General features: G+C 64.3%; 11 protein-coding genes. 8 read left to right on the top strand and 3 right to left on the bottom strand.

Annotation, left to right across the window (positions count from 1 at the left end):
- Window positions 1-139: 139 nt before the first annotated feature.
- The 3 genes from IHE39_RS14650 to IHE39_RS14640 all read right to left on the bottom strand — a co-directional run bounded on the left by IHE39_RS14650 (window position 140) and on the right by IHE39_RS14640 (window position 5,747).
- Window positions 140-922, bottom strand: coding sequence for a TIGR02186 family protein (locus IHE39_RS14650; RefSeq protein WP_192566987.1), 783 nt, complete (start codon window positions 920-922; stop codon window positions 140-142).
- On the bottom strand, window positions 922-1,848 hold the full coding sequence (locus tag IHE39_RS14645; protein WP_184771912.1) for a sulfite exporter TauE/SafE family protein: 927 nt from the start codon (window positions 1,846-1,848) through the stop codon (window positions 922-924). The genes IHE39_RS14650 and IHE39_RS14645 overlap by 1 nt, the downstream gene beginning before the upstream one ends.
- A gap of 176 nt (window positions 1,849-2,024) precedes the next feature.
- On the bottom strand, window positions 2,025-5,747 hold the full coding sequence (locus tag IHE39_RS14640; protein ID WP_192566986.1) for an SEL1-like repeat protein: 3,723 nt from the start codon (window positions 5,745-5,747) through the stop codon (window positions 2,025-2,027).
- A 442-nt stretch (window positions 5,748-6,189) separates the two neighbouring features.
- On the opposite strand from IHE39_RS14640, the gene IHE39_RS14635 reads away from it, so the two are divergent.
- From IHE39_RS14635 to IHE39_RS14600, 8 genes are all read left to right on the top strand, one after another.
- Window positions 6,190-6,642: a MerR family transcriptional regulator gene (locus IHE39_RS14635; RefSeq protein ID WP_184772072.1), complete on the top strand. Its 453-nt coding sequence runs from the start codon at window positions 6,190-6,192 to the stop codon at window positions 6,640-6,642.
- Between the two features lie 250 nt (window positions 6,643-6,892).
- A complete protein-coding gene (locus IHE39_RS14630; protein WP_192566985.1) occupies window positions 6,893-8,689 on the top strand; it encodes an acyl-CoA dehydrogenase in 1,797 nt (598 codons plus the stop codon).
- Between the two features lie 65 nt (window positions 8,690-8,754).
- Window positions 8,755-9,927 (top strand): acyl-CoA dehydrogenase family protein, encoded by a 1,173-nt coding sequence (locus IHE39_RS14625; RefSeq protein ID WP_192566984.1) that lies wholly within the window; start codon window positions 8,755-8,757, stop codon window positions 9,925-9,927.
- A 31-nt stretch (window positions 9,928-9,958) separates the two neighbouring features.
- The gene (locus IHE39_RS14620) at window positions 9,959-11,167 is read left to right on the top strand and encodes an acetyl-CoA C-acetyltransferase (RefSeq protein WP_184771904.1); all 1,209 of its coding nucleotides are present in this window, start codon (window positions 9,959-9,961) and stop codon (window positions 11,165-11,167) included.
- A 22-nt stretch (window positions 11,168-11,189) separates the two neighbouring features.
- Window positions 11,190-13,409: a 3-hydroxyacyl-CoA dehydrogenase NAD-binding domain-containing protein gene (locus IHE39_RS14615; protein ID WP_192566983.1), complete on the top strand. Its 2,220-nt coding sequence runs from the start codon at window positions 11,190-11,192 to the stop codon at window positions 13,407-13,409.
- Window positions 13,410-13,415: 6 nt separating this feature from the next.
- Complete coding sequence (locus tag IHE39_RS14610; RefSeq protein WP_184771900.1) at window positions 13,416-13,964, top strand: thioesterase family protein; 549 nt, start codon at window positions 13,416-13,418, stop codon at window positions 13,962-13,964.
- A gap of 123 nt (window positions 13,965-14,087) precedes the next feature.
- On the top strand, window positions 14,088-14,738 hold the full coding sequence (locus IHE39_RS14605; protein ID WP_192566982.1) for a S24 family peptidase: 651 nt from the start codon (window positions 14,088-14,090) through the stop codon (window positions 14,736-14,738).
- A 1-nt stretch (window position 14,739) separates the two neighbouring features.
- Window positions 14,740-15,540, top strand: a complete 801-nt coding sequence (locus tag IHE39_RS14600) for a thermonuclease family protein (protein ID WP_192566981.1) — start codon at window positions 14,740-14,742, stop codon at window positions 15,538-15,540.
- Window position 15,541 lies beyond the last annotated feature (1 nt).

Genomic DNA, 15,541 nt, shown 5'->3' with positions numbered 1-15,541 from the left:
GGGCACGGACGATCAGGCGAAAAGCGGGGCATTATACTTCTTGGCGGGACATGTCCCGGCAGTTGGACGAAGTGACGACTCCAGAACAGGAGCATGCCGCAGAGGCACCAAACGCGGCTGAGCACGTCGCCCCGCCGCCTTAGTCCTTCCTGAACACGATCCTTCCGAGCCAACCTGTGAGCATGGCGAGGCCAATGGCGAAGAGGCCGTATCCGAAGCCGTGGTCGGTGGCGAAGCGGTAGATGGTCTGCTCGAAGCCTGATTTGACGATGGCAAGCTGGGCCGAGGTTTCCTTGATGAAGATGCCGTTGCGAAACAGGAAGGCGCGCGCCTTGTGGGTGCCGACTGGCACGTTGGGAGCAAGGTGCAAGGTGGCGCGAAACAGGCTCTGCGACAGGAACTGCACGCCGCCGATGTTGTCGGAGTAAAGCCCGGTCGCCTGCTTGCGGTCACGCAACGCGTCGGTGAACTCCTGGATGGTCAGCGGGCTGTCGCGTTTGTCTTCGGGCTCCATGTAGATGTTGTTGGCGCCGAGTGACAGCTGGCGGTAGTTGTTGGGATCGGTGATGTCCTGCGGCTGGCGGGTGGTTGCCACCGAATACGACATCGGCACGTTGACGAAGGTTTCGGACTGGGTGTTGATCCACATGCCGAGCACGCGGCTCTTGCGCCGTACCACCACCGGCCGGGCCGGGCCCTCGAGCACGACATAGACGTCGTAGCGGCCCTGGCGGTTGATCAGCGGATCGGCGTTTTCAAGCGCGCCGAAGATGGTGAGGTCGGCACCGGCGAAATCGGCTGTGATGGCGACGCGGTCGGTGGACAGCCCGATCTGGATGCTTTCAGGATGCGCCGGCTCCTGCGCGCGCGCCGGAAATGCGGTCGCCAGCAACAGGGCTGCGAGACATGTCGCCGCCCGCATCACAACAGCCCGCTCACGCCGGTCAGCGAATAGAGGTTCTGCGGCTTGACGAACAGGTCGAAGCCAAGGCGCAAGGCAACGGCAAGCACCAGCAGTGCCAAGAGCGCGCGCAGCTGTTCGCCGCGCAGCTTCTGGCCGGCCTTGGCGCCATATTGCGCACCGGCAACACCACCGACCATCAGCACCAGCGCCAGGATGATGTCGACCGTCTGGTTGGTCGAGGAGTGCACCAAGGTGGTGAAGGCCGAAACGACGACGATCTGGAACAGCGAGGTGCCAACGACGACGTTGGTCGGCACCTTGAGCAGATAGATCAGTGCCGGCACCATGATGAAGCCGCCGCCGACGCCCATGATGGCCGACAAGAAGCCGATGCCGGCGCCGATGCCGAGCACCGGGATGACCGAGACGAACAGCTTCGAGGTGCGAAAGCGCATCTTGAAGGGCAGGCGGTGGATCCAGTTGTGCTGGCCCGACTTCTTCAAAGCCGGCGGCACCCCACCCTTGGTCAGGCGCAGCGCATTGACGCTTTCGATCAGCATCAGTCCGCCGACGGTGCCCAAAAACACGACATAGAGCAGCGAGATGAACAGGTCGAGCTGGCCGAGCGCGCGCAACAGCGCAAAGACAAAGCCGCCGGCGGCGGAACCGGCGATACCGCCGATCAGCAGCACGGTGCCGAGCTTGAAGTCGAGTGTGCCGCGCTTGAGATGGGCGAGCGCACCGGAGAATGACGAGGCGATGACCTGGTTGGCGCCGGTGGCGACCGCGATCGCCGGGGGGATGTTGTAGAAGATCAAAAGCGGCGTGATCAAAAAGCCGCCGCCGACCCCGAACATGCCCGACAGGAAACCGACCGCCGCGCCCATCGCCAGCAGCACGAACACATTGACCGACATTTCCGCAATCGGGAGATAGATGCCCACCCGTCAGACTCTGCAAAATGAACTGTTGCCGACGCCCATCCCTGGGAGCTTGTTGGCTACCGGGTACTTGCGCCGACATTACGGCGAAGTCAAACTTCACCGCGCACAAAACGAAAAATAACTCAATCAGTTAACCCGCCGGTAAAGGCGGGCCACTGAATGCCGGTCATGGTGAACTATTTGCGCGCCAAGAGCGCCTCGACCAGCGGCTCGTCGACATTGCCGGTGGGCGCCAGCGCGTTGTCCTTCTGGAACGCCATGATCGCGTCCTTGGTCTTCTGGCCCATCATGCCGTCGGGCTTGCCGGCCTCGTAGCCGTTCTTGTTGAGGATCGCCTGGATGTTCTGCACTGCCCGCTTCATGTCGATGTTGGCGGCGGGCGCATCCGCCCAGGCCGCAGGCACATCGACCGAATTGGCGGACGGGTCGAGTGGCTTGGGCTGCCACAGTGCGGTCGTCTCCTCGGCACGCTTGAGCTGGTCGGGCTTGAGCGCCTTGGCAATCTCATCGCGCTTGGCGGCGGCATCCTTGTCACCCTCCCTGGCGACGATGGCGAACCATTTGTAGGACTCTTCGAGGTTCTGCTTCATGCCGACGCCCTTGGCGGCAAGGATGCCGAGATTGAACTGGCTGTCCTTGATGCCGAGTTCGGCGGCGGAGGTGAACCAGCGGTTGGCCGAGTCGTTGTCGACGGTGCCGTCCGCACCCATGGCGAGCAGCACCGCCAGGTTGTGCATCGCATTGGCGTTGCCCTGGGCTGCGGCGAGCTGGTACCAGGTCTTGGCCTTGACGGCATTGCGTTCGACGCCGGTGCCCTTCTCGTACATGTTGCCGATGCGGTACTGGGCCGGCGCGAAGCCGAGCTCAGCGGCCTTTTCGTACCACTGGGACGCGGCCTTCATGTCGGCATTGGCGCCGCGGGCTTCGGCATAACGCGAACCCATCTCATAGAGGGCCTTGGCGTCGCCGGCATTGGCGGCCTGGCGCAGCGCTTCCGGGCCGACCGCTTCGGGCATGAAGGCGGCCGGGGTGACGGAGGGCTTGATGGTCTCGCTGGTGACCGGCAGGGCCGGGATCGACTGGGTGCTGGTGTTGTCGAGTGCCGCAGCTACGGGCACCGAGTCCGTCGAGGTGTCTGCCATCTGCTCGGGTTCGGCGAGCGGGACACTGGCGACGTCTGTTTTGTCGACATTGCGAACCGGAAGCGCGGCGAGTTCGGCTGGCTTTGCCGGCGCTGTCGCGGCTGCCTTGACCGACTGCGACACGGCAGGCGCCACGATGACGCTTGCCGTCTGGATCGGATCGCTGAGGAAGGCCTTGCCGAGCTGCATGCCGGCAAGCGCCAGCATCACGGCGCCGACGGCCATCAGCACCGACTTGCGGCGCTTCTTGATGAGGTCGCCGATGCGCAGCGCGCGCACCGGGCCCTTGAGGTCGGAACTGCGCTTGGCGGCATCGGCCTCGGCGGCGGCGGCCTGGGCGGCGCGCCGGGCAGCGGCGATGAAGTCGGATTTCGACGCGTCGGGCTCGTTTGCACGCACCGTCTCGCCACGTTCATCGCGGACGCGGCGCATGATGGCGTTGAGGTCGGGCGCGCCGGAGCCGGGCTCCAGTGGACGGTTGGCGATCTTGGGATCTAGCGGCGCATCGAGCATGACACCCGGCGCCGGCGTCTCGACGACAGGCTCGGCCGTTTCCGTGGCGACGGGCTGCTGCTTGTCCTTCTTGCTGAAGGCGCGGGCGAGCCCACTGAACATCGAGGTCTTGGCCGGCTTCTGCTCTTTCTTTTCGGTGCGGACACCGTCAAGCGCAGCGACTGCCGCGGCGGCTTCGGCGGCGGCCTGGGCCGGGCTGCGTGCAGCGCGGTCATCGTCACCCGGGCGGTCGCTGGCGCGGCGGCCGAAGGTATGGGTGGCCTCGGGCAGCGGTGCCGGTGCTTCCGAGTCAAGCGCCGGCGTTTCACTGAGCGACAGCTTCGGTGCCGGCGACAGCATGGTCGTCGACAGCAGTTCGGCCACCGAAGCGGGCGGAGCCTCGACAGGTGCCGGTGCTTCGTTGGTCTCAATCGAGCCAAGCCGGTCGACGATCTTCAGCAGCGTGTCGTGGATCGCTTCGAAGGTCTTGCCGTTGCGTTCGTCGGAGCGGCGGGTCAGCGTTTCCAGCGCCTTCAGGTCCTGGGCAAGGCCGGTGACGGCGGCCGTCTCGGTGGTCGAGCCGGAGAAGGTGCGCACGGCATTTTCGGCGGCCTGGCGGGCCGCTTCGACAAGTGCGTGATGGTTGCCTGATATCGAACGTTCGATCTCGTCGAGGCGCGGGCGGATGTCTTCGAGCTCGGGCAGCGGCGAGCCGGGGCGTGCCAGGTGGTTGGTCAGTTCGCTGACCTGGGCCTCAAGGCCGCGGATCAGCTCGGGGTCGATGCTCGACACCTGTGCTGCCGACATTTCCAGGCGGCCGGAGATGTCTTCGAGGCGGGCTTCGAGGCCACGCATCGCCAGCTCGGTGGCCGGATCCGGCTGGCGGTTGGTCTCAAGCCGCTGGGCGAAAGCCGTGAAGCGGGCGTCGATGGCCTCCATGATGCCAGACTGGTCGGCGGGCTGGGCGGCCTGGCGGTCGAGACGGTCGCCGAGATCCTCGAGACGGCGCTCGAGATCGCGGAACAGCACGTTGCCATGTTCGAATGCGTCGCCCTGGCGGCGCTCGAACACGTCGGCCAGCGCGTCGAAGCGCTGCTCGATGCCCTGGAAGATAAGGCCGGCATCAGGTGTTTGTGGCGTGCGTTCAATCTTTTCGGCGATCAGCGAGATCTGGCGCGTCAGGCGCTCGACGGTCTGCTCGGGGATGTCGCTGCGCATGGCGATGTCGTCGACGCGCTCGGAAAGCACATTGAGCCGGTCGATGATTTCGGCGGTCGGCTGCTCCGAGGTGATCTCTTCGATCTGGTGGGCGAGGGCTGCGATGCGCACTTCGATCCGCTCGAACGGCTCGGGATTGAAATGCGGCGTCTGCGCTGCGACCGTCGAGGCGACGATGGCGCGCGAGATTTCGTCGAGGCGCTCGTCGATGAGGCTGAACATCTCGTCGCCATGGCTGTCGCGCTGGCGCACGAACTGGTCGACCGCACCGGCAAGGGTGCGGACCTTGTCTTCGATCGAGCGCAGCGACAGCGATTCGGGCAGGCTGTTGACGGCGTCGTTGATCTGTTCAAGGCGACCTGCAAGGGCGGCAAGAGCCGGGTCTTCGGGGCGCTGGCGGACATCGGCTGACATGCGGTCGGCAAACTCGACCCAGCGGCGGTCGAAATCGTCCCAGCGGCGATCGACCGACAGCACGGTCTCTTCGCGCGCCAGATCGCCGAGCGAGCGGCGGACCTGTTCGAGTTCGAGGCGCAGCGTGTTGACGCTCTTGTCGTCGCTGCGTTCGGCAAGCGAGTGGATGGCGCCCGACAGCCGCTCCAGCTCGAGCCCGAGCTCGACGGCCTGGCCGCCGGCGGCACCTGCCTGGCTGGCGCGGTCGATGTCCTTGCGCAGCAGGTCGAACTCGCGCTGCAGCCCGGTGCTCATCTGGTGGCGCATCTCTTCGCGCAGCGCGCGGAGCTCGCCGGCGATCTTGCCGACGGCGGCAACGCCGTCCTCCTGGCCGCGGGCGCGGTCGATGTCGCGGGCAATCGTCTGGTAGGGGCGCTCATAGGGGGCGGTGCGGCCATATTCGCCGCGCGGCGTGTAGCCGGCCGGGGGGGCCTGGCGCGGCGGCGCGCGATAGGCCTCGGCACTTTCCTCGCGGGCGCGTTCGAGCCGCGCTTCGAGATTCTCCAGGGAACGGTTGAGCTGGTCGAGCGACGCATGCGGGCGGCGCTGCCTGCCTTCGTTGAGGGTGTCGAGATAGGACCGCTTGCTGTTCATCGAAACGCCCGTTGGCCAGAGTGCTGGTGTCGGAACCAGAAGTCTCAAATCCGCGCCGGGAACGGAGACTGCGTCAGGCCACGGATCTAGGCTTCCGGGGCTTTTCGCCGCCCTCCGAAACCGTGAACAATTCGATACATGATGACCACGGGGGAACCGACACGCGTACATTTCCCTCAACGTGGTAAACAAGCTCTTAACCAAACTTAAGAAAGTGCGACGTTGTGTAACCGTCTTGGCGGTGAAATCGGCCAGATTTCCCTTGCGTAGGGTAGGCGGTATCGTTATAGCATTTACGTAAACGTAAGACGTGTACAGATCGCCGTCTTTGGAAGCATTTACATAGAAACCACGATCGGAAGCCCCGCCCCCTGCGGCTTCCATCAGAGCACCTGGCCGGCCCCGCCGCCTTTGCTCGCAATTGGGGATAGCAGAGTAGATGATGAAGCTTGTATCGGTCGCCGATGTCGCGGCCAATGAAAACAATCTCTCCGGCGAGGACTATGTCCGCATCGGCGAAATGGCAAAGAAGTATGGCGTCACCTTGCGGACGCTGCGTTTCTACGAAGACAAGGGGTTGCTCAACCCCAAGCGTGAGGGTGCGACGCGCCTTTACACCCGTCGCGACCGCGCCCGGCTGAAGCTGATCCTGCTCGGCAGGAAGGTCGGTTTCTCGCTGCGCGACGTCAAGCAGATGATCGACCTCTACGATCCGACCGGCACCAACGCCAAGCAACTGCGCCTGACGCTCGACAAGTCGGACAAGCAGCTCGGCCGTCTGCAGAAGCAGCGCCAGCTGCTCGACGAGGCGATCGGCGAACTGAACAACCACATGAATGTCGTCCGCCAGCTGCTTGCCGAGCGCACCGCCGTGCAGGCAAGCGCTGCCAGCTAACCAGGCGTTTTCGCTTTTCTGAAACGACCCGGCGCGGGAGACTGCGCCGGGTCGTTTTGCGTTTGGGGGCAAAGCGGGCCCCTTTCGCGCTTGTCGGCGGCCCATTACGCAACAATTTCATCTAAAAATTGGTCGCTACGAAAATTGACGTTTACGCAAACGTCAATTTTTGCTAATCGCGGTTCGACAAGCGGTTCCCCGTCGCATACCGTCTGGCCGGAACCGGCTCACATTTGCTGGAGGAAGAGCAATGCCGATATTCCGCGCGCCGGTCCAAGACACCCTTTTCGTGCTCAACGACGTGCTCGGCTACGAGCGCTACAGCAACCTCGCCGGCTTCTCCGACGCCAGCCCCGACGTACTGGAGGCGATCCTCGCCGAGGGCGCCAAGCTCTCCGAAAACGTCATGCATCCGCTCAACCGCGTCGGCGACATGGAAGGCTGCGTCCGCAACGACGACGGCTCCGTCACCACGCCCAAGGGTTTCAAGGAAGCCTTCGACCAGTATCGCGAAGGCGGCTGGATGGGTCTCGCCGTGCCGGTCGAGCATGGCGGCCAGGGCCTGCCTTACACCGTTCACTCGGCGGTCGGCGAATACATGTCGGCGGCCAACATGGCGCTGATGATGTATCCCGGCCTGACCCAGGGTGCGATGGCTGCGATCCTCGTGCATGGCTCGGACGAGCAGAAGGCCACCTGGCTGCCCAAGATGGTCGAGGGCGCCTGGACCGGCACCATGAACCTGACCGAGCCGCATTGCGGCACCGACCTCGGCCTGCTGCGCTCCAAGGCCGTACCGAACGGCGACGGCTCCTACAAGATTTCCGGACAGAAGATCTTCATCTCGGCCGGCGAGCACGACATGTCTGATAACATCATCCATCTGGTGCTGGCCCGCATCGAGGGAGCGCCGGAGGGCGTGAAGGGCATCTCGCTGTTCATCGTGCCGAAGTTCAATCTCGATGCTTCAGGCAATCCCGGCGCCCGCAATGCTGTGTCGTGCGGCTCGATCGAAGAGAAGATGGGCATCCACGGCAACTCGACCTGCGTCATGAACTATGACGAGGCGAACGGCTTCCTGCTCGGCGAGGCCAATGGCGGCCTGAAGGCGATGTTCACGATGATGAACGAGGCCCGCCTCGGCGTTGGCCTGCAGGGCCTGGCGGTCTCCGAGGTCGCCTACCAGAACGCCGTCGCCTACGCCAAGGATCGTATCCAGGGCCGTTCGCTGACCGGCCCGAAGGCGCCTGACAAGAAGGCCGACCCGATCATCGTCCACCCCGACATCCGCCGCAAGCTGATGACCATGAAGGCCTTCAACGAGGCCGGTCGCGCTCTGGTGCTGTGGACCGCGATCAACTCCGACGTCGCCCATCGCTCCGAGGACGGCGGCGAGCGCCAGGCCGCCGACGACCACATGGGCCTGATGACGCCGGTGGTGAAGGGCGTGCTGACCGACAAGGGCTTCGAGCACGCCGTGATGGCGCAGCAGGTGTTCGGCGGCCACGGCTACATCGAAGAGCATGGCATGAGCCAGTTCGTGCGCGATGCCCGCATCGCCATGATCTATGAAGGCGCCAATGGCGTGCAGGCGCTCGACCTCGTCGGCCGCAAGCTCGGCCTCAATGGCGGCCGCGCCGTGCAGGCCTTCTTCAAGGAAGTCGGCGAGTTCTGCGAGGCCAATCGCGGCGACGAGCAGATGGCGCCTTACACCAAGGGGCTGAAGAAGGGGCTCAACGACCTGCAGGCCGCGACCATGTGGCTGGTGCAGAACGGCATGGCCAATCCGGACAATGCCGGTGCCGCCTCGACCGACTACATGCATCTCTTCGGCCTCGTGGCGCTCGGCTACATGTGGGGTCGGATGGTCAAGACGGCGCAGGACAAGCTGGCGACAGGCGCCAACGGCTCGGCCGATTTCTACGAGACCAAGCTGGTGACCGGCCGCTACTTCATGGAGCGCGTCATGCCCGAGACCTCGGCGCATCTGGCGCGGCTCTCGACCGGTTCGGCGACGATGATGGCGCTCTCGGCGGAGGCGTTCTGATCGAATAGCCGGACGGCCGTTCGCGGCCGTCCCATATTTTGCGGCGTCGAAACGCGGAGGAGCACGTGGCGACCAATCCATCTGATATCTTGGGGCTGCCCAAGCCCGCCTGGGCGGCGGACGACGTGGCGATGCTCTACGACATGGCGCATCGCTTCATGTCGGAAGAAATCCTGCCGCATTACGACGCGTACGAGAAGAACGAGATGGTCGACCGCGCGAGCTGGGAAAAGGCCGGCGCAGCCGGCCTGCTCTGTGCGTCGATGCCGGAGGAATATGGCGGTTCGGGCGGCACCTTTGCCCATGAGAGTGCGATCATCGAAGCGATCGGCCATGTCGGCGTCGACGGCTTCGGCATCGCCCTGCACAATTCGATCGTAGCGCCCTACATCCTTCATTACGGCTCCGAAGAGCAGAAGAAGAAGTGGTTGCCCAAGATGGCGACCGGCGAGCTGATCGGCGCCATTGCCATGACCGAGCCGGGAGCTGGCTCCGACCTGCAAGGCGTCAAGACGCGCGCCGAAAAGGATGGCAACCACTACCGTATCAACGGTTCGAAGACCTTCATCACCAACGGCCAGCACGCCAACCTGATCATTTTGGTGACCAAGACGGACCCGTCGAAGGGCGCCAAGGGTACGTCGCTGATCGTTGTCGAGACGGATGAGGTCGATGGCTTCGAGCGCGGCCGCAACCTCGACAAGATCGGATTGAAGGCCAACGACACTTCCGAGCTGTTCTTCAACGACGTGCGCGTGCCGACCTCCAACCTGCTCGGGCAGGAGGAGGGGCAGGGCTTCGTCCAATTGATGCAGCAGCTGCCGCAGGAGCGGCTGCAGATCGGCACCGGCGCGATCGCCATGATCGAGCGCGCGCTCGCCGAGACCATCGATTACGTCAAGGACCGCAAGGCCTTCGGCAAGGCGATCCTCGACTTCCAGAACACCCAGTTCAAGCTGGCCGAGCTCAAGACCGAGGCGACGATCGGGCGCGTCTTCTACAATGACTGCGTCGCCCGTCACATTTCTGGCGGGCTCGATCCGGTAACTGCTTCGATGGCCAAGTATTGGCTGTCGGACCTGCAGTGCAAGATCGTCGACGAATGCCTGCAATTGTTCGGCGGCTATGGTTATATGAACGAATACCCGATCGCCCGCATGTATCGCGACGCTCGCGTACAGCGCATCTATGGCGGCACCAACGAGATCATGAAGTTGCTGATCGCGCGCTCGCTCTGAGAAGCCGGTCCGGAAACCAAGGAGCAAGAAAATGGCTGACGCTTTTGTCTATGACGCCGTGCGCACGCCGCGCGGCAAGGGCAAGAAGGACGGATCGCTGCACGAAGTGCCGGCGGTGCGCCTTGGCGCCAAGGTGTTGGAAGCGCTGCGCGACCGCAACGGGCTCGACACCGCTGAGGTCGACGACATCATCTTCGGTTGCGTCGACCCGGTCGGCGAAGCCGGTTCGGTGATCCCGCGCTCGGCAGCCTTCGAGGCCGGCTACGACAACAAGGCGCCGGGCATGCAGATTTCGCGCTTCTGCGCGTCGGGCCTCGATGCCATCAATTTCGGCGCGGCCAAGATCGCCCAGGGCGCCGACGAGATCGTCATCGCCGGTGGCGTCGAGTCGATGTCGCGCGTCGGCATGGGCATGTCGGGCGGCGCCTGGTTCATGGATCCTTCGGTCGGCATGCCGGCCTGGTTCATGCCGCAGGGCGTTTCCGCCGACCTGATCGCCACCAAATACGGCTTCTCGCGTGACGACGTCGACGGCTATGCGGTCGAGAGCCAGAAGCGCGCCGCCAAGGCGTGGGAGAAGGGTTACTTCAAGAAGTCGGTCGTGCCGGTCAAGGATCAGAACGGCCTGACCATCCTTGACCATGACGAGCACATGCGCCCGACCACCGACATGCAGTCGCTCGGCCAGCTCAACCCGTCCTTCGTCATGCCCGGCGAGATGGGCGGCTTCGACGCGATCGCCGTGCAGCGCTATCCCGAACTTGAAGAGATCAACCACGTGCACCATGCCGGCAACTCGTCGGGCATCGTCGATGGTGCGGCAGCCGTCCTGCTCGGCTCCAAGAAGGCCGGCAAGACGCTCGGCCTCAAGCCGCGCGCCCGCATCCGCGCCTTTTCCAACATCGGCTCCGAGCCGGCGATGATGCTGACCGGTCCGGTCGACGTCACCGAGAAGCTGCTCAAGCGCGCCAAGATGAAGATCTCCGACATCGACCTGTTCGAGCTCAACGAGGCTTTCGCCTCGGTGGTGCTGCGCTACATGCAGGCCTTCGAGATTCCCCACGACAAGATCAACGTCAATGGCGGCGCGATTGCCATGGGCCACCCGCTGGGCGCCACCGGTGCGATGATCCTCGGCACCGTGCTCGACGAGCTCGAGCGCCGCGACCTGAACACCGCGCTCGTGACGCTGTGCATCGGCGCCGGCATGGGCACCGCAACGATCATCGAACGCGTTTGATTTCGGCCGGAAGGAGACAGACATGACCTATACCAACTTCACGGTCGAAACCGATGCCGATGGCGTCGCGCTCGTCACCTGGAACATGCCCGACCGTTCGATGAACGTCTTCACCGAAGAGGTGATGAACGAGCTCGACAAGATCATCGACCAGGTGGTGGCGGATGCCGGCATCAAGGGCGCTGTCATCACCTCGGGCAAGGAGACATTCTCCGGTGGCGCCGACCTGACCATGCTGCAGAAGATGCTCAAGATCTTCGCCAAGGAAAAGGCCAAGGACCCGGAAAAGGCGGCCAAGCTTTTGTTCGACAATGCCGGTCGCATGGGCGGCCTGTGGCGCAAGCTCGAGACTTCCGGCAAGCCGTGGGTCTCGGCGATCAACGGCACCTGCATGGGCGGCGCATTTGAGTTGTCGCTGGCTTGCCACGGCCGTGTCGCGGCGGACTCAGACAAGGTCAAGATGGCCTTGCCGGAAGTCAAGGTCGGCATCTTCCCGGGCGCCGGCGGCACCCAGCGCGTGCCCAGGCTGACCGACACGCAGCAGGCGCTGCAGATGCTGACGTCGGGTCAGACACTTTCGCCGCAAAAGGCCAAGAGCATGGGCCTGATCCACGAGATCGCCGAGCCCAAGAAGCTGATCGAAACCGCCAAGGCGATGATCAAGAACGGCCTGAAGCCGGTCCAGCCCTGGGACGAGAAGGGCTTCAAGCTGCCCGGCGGCCCGGTCTATTCGGCGGCGGGCGCCAATCTGTGGCCGCCGGCAATCGCCATCCTGCGCCGCGAGACCTATGGCAATTACCCGGCCGCGACCGCGATCCTGAAGTCGGTCTATGAGGGCCTGCTGGTGCCGTTCGACACCGGCCTGCGCATCGAGCAGCGCTACTTCACCGAGATCATGCAGACCAAGGAAGCAGCGGCGATGATCCGCTCGCTGTTCGTGTCGCTGCAGGAGCTGAACAAGGGCGCGCGCCGTCCCGACGGCATCGCTGATACCAAGTTCAAGAAGATCGGCATCATCGGTGCCGGCTTCATGGGCGCTGGTATCGCCTATGTCACGGCCAAGGCCGGCATCCCGGTTGTGCTGGTCGACCGCGATCAGGAATCGGCCGACAAGGGCAAGGCGCATTCCGACAGCCTGATCTCGGAACAGGTCAAGAAGGGCCGCGCCAAGGCCGAGGATCGCGAAAAACTGTTGTCGCTGATCACGCCGAGCGCCGACTATGCCGACCTCGCCGGATGCGACCTGGTGGTCGAGGCGGTGTTCGAGGATTCGGAAGTCAAAAAGGTCACCACCGAGAAGGCGGAAGCCGTGATCAAGTCGTCGGCGGTGTTCGCCTCGAACACCTCGACCATCCCGATCACCTCGCTCGCCAAGAACTCGGCCCGCCCGAAGAACTTCATCGGCATCCACTTCTTCTCGCCTGTCGACAAGATGATGCTGGTCGAGATCATCATGGGCAAGAAGACCGGTGACAAGGCGCTGGCGGTGGCGATGGACTTCGTCCGTGCGATCAAGAAGACGCCGATCGTCGTCAACGACACACGCGGCTTCTACGTCAACCGCTGCGTGCTGCGCTACATGTCGGAAGCCTTCAAGATGCTGATCGAAGGCGTGCCGGCTGCGATGATCGAAAACGCCGCCAAGGCTGCCGGCATGCCGGTGGGACCGCTGGCGCTGACCGACGAGACGGCTGTCGATCTCGCCCAGAAGATCATGAAGCAGACGATCAGGGATCTCGGCGAAAAGGCCGTTGATCCGCGCCAGATGGCGTTGATCAACACCATGGTCGACACCCACGGCCGCCTCGGCCGCAAGAACATCAAGGGCTTCTACGACTATCCGGCGAAGCCCGCGAAGAAGAAGCTGTGGCCGGGCCTCAAGGACCTCTATCCGCAGCTTGCTCCGGAAAAGGTCGATGTCGAGGAGCTCAAGCAGCGCCTGCTTTCCGTCATCGCACTTGAAGCGGTGCGGGTGATGGAAGAGGGCATCGTCACCGACCCGCGCGAAGCGGACGTCGGCTCGATCCTGGCCTTCGGCTTCGCGCCCTACACGGGTGGCGCGCTGTCTTACATCGACGGCATCGGCGCCAAGAAGTTCGTCAAGATCGCCAAGGAGCTGCAGAAGAAGTACGGCGCCGAGTTCAAGGCGCCCAAACTTCTCATAGACATGGCCGAGAAGGGCGAGACCTTCTACCAGCGCTTCGACCCCTACGCGAAGGCTGAGGAAAAGAAGGCGGCCTGAGGCACGATGTACGTCTGGGCAAGACTGGCACGCATGGCCGCGACGAAAGCTCGTCGCGGCCCTTACCGTTTTGGCGATGAGGGCCGGCTGTCGTTCCGCTGCCTGCCGACCGACATCGACTTCAACATGCATCTCAACAATGCGCGCTACATGATGCTGGCCGATGTCGGCCGCATCGACATCTTCATGCGTTCGGGCCTGATCGAGCTTGCCCGCAAGCGCGGCTGGGCGCCGATGCTGGGTGGGCTGCAGACGGTGTTCGTGCGCGAGATCAGGCTGTGGAAGAGCTTCGAGGTAGTGTCTTCGATCGAGACCTGGAACGGCTCCGAGGTCATCGGCAAGCATCGCTTCGTGCTCGACAATGGCGAGACCGCGGCACTGATCATGACCAGTGCTGGCGTCTACGACCGGTCCAACCGCCGTTTCGTGCAGATCGACGAGCTGGTGCGCGAACTAGGCTACCAAGGGGCTGCGCCACGCGATGTGAGCGAGGAAGAGCGCATCTTCATCGCCTCGCACAAGGGACTGCGGACGCTCGCCAAATCGGGCGAATGAGGCGGGCCGCGCCCCCACCTGACGCCCTTCAGGTGAGGCGGGCGAGGTCGCTGCGCACTGGACATTCCGGAAAGGCGTGGTTAAATGCCGAAAGGTATTTTTTCCTGTCCGAAAGGGAGCGCCATGCTCTCGCATGAACGTGTCTGGGCCGCGATCGACGCTCTCGCCGAGCGCTATTCGCTTTCGGCATCGGGCCTCGCCAAGAAGGCCGGGCTCGACTCGACCGCGTTCAACAAATCCAAGCGCCAGTCCGTCGACGGACGGCCGCGCTGGCCTTCGACCGAGTCGCTCGCCAAGATCATCGAAGCCACCAACTCCTCGCTCGAGGAGTTCCTGGGGTTTGTCGAGCCCGCGAGAACAGTCAACAGGGCCAGGGCGCGGGAACGGGCGGCCGGTGTGCCGTTGCTCGGTTTCGCGCAGGCTGGAGCGGGCGGGTTCTTCGACGATGCCGGCTTTCCCGCCGGGCAGGGCTGGGACCTGATCGAGCTTCCGGCACGGGCGACCGAGAGTTCCTATGCGCTTGAGGTGCAGGGCGACTCGATGCTGCCGCTCTACCGCAATGGCGACGTTCTGATCGTCGAGCCGGGTGCCGTCGTGCGCAAGGGCGACCGCGTGGTGGTCAAAACGATCTCGGGCGAGGTGATGGCCAAAGTGCTGGAGCGCCAGACGCAGGGCGTCATCGAACTGGTGTCGCTCAACCCCGAGCATCCGATCAGGCGTTTCCAGACCCACGAGGTCGAATGGGTGGCGCGCATCGTGTGGGCGAGCCAGTAAGGTGCGCCCGGCCGCCATAGCTGTCGCCGCCGCCGGGTTCGGCATCGCGGCCTCGCTCGTCACCATCGGCGGGCAGAGGCTCGCGGCGATCGAAGCGCCCGAGATCGACGTCATCGACGAAAGCGACATCCCTGAAATGCTGCCGCCGGAAGAAGGCAGCACATCGGCGGTCGCGCCCGAGACGCCGGATGCCGAGCCGGCTTCGCGCCCGGTCGCGCCCGAGGATATCGCGCCGCCGCCGCTCGAACAGGGCGACCTCGTGCGCGCGGCGCCGCGCCCGCCGCTGAGCGAACTCAGCCTGGCTCTGCCGCCCAAGCCCAAGATGCCCGACGACTGGGACGGCACGATGCTGTTCCAGCCGGTGGCATCGGCGGCCGGGTTGATCAAGGCCAAGGGTTTCAGCGTGGCGCTATCGGGCGTGACCGCGGTGGATGCGAGCGAAAGCTGCACCTACGAAGGCAAGGAGTGGAACTGCGGTACCCGCGCGCGGACGGCGTTTCGCGGCTTCCTGCGCTCGCGCGCCGTGGTCTGCGACGTGCCGCCTGACTCCGAACGCGGCCTGATCGTTGCCCGCTGCCGCATCGGCAAGCAGGACGTCGGCGAATGGCTGGTTGCCAATGGCTGGGCCAAGGCCGACATCGGTGGTCCTTATGCCGAGGCGGGCCAGAAGGCCGAGGCTGACAAGAAGGGCATCTACGGGCCAGCACCGACGCGCATCGAAATGACGCTGACACCGAGCGGTACGAGCCTGCCCGAAGTCGAAGCGCCGCCGTCTGAGCCGGCCGAGACGTTGGTCCAGTAGG

The sequence above is a fragment of the Aminobacter carboxidus genome, assembly GCF_014863355.1.
Classification (GTDB): domain Bacteria; phylum Pseudomonadota; class Alphaproteobacteria; order Rhizobiales; family Rhizobiaceae; genus Aminobacter; species Aminobacter carboxidus.
This window is presented reverse-complemented; position numbering and strand designations above follow the sequence as displayed.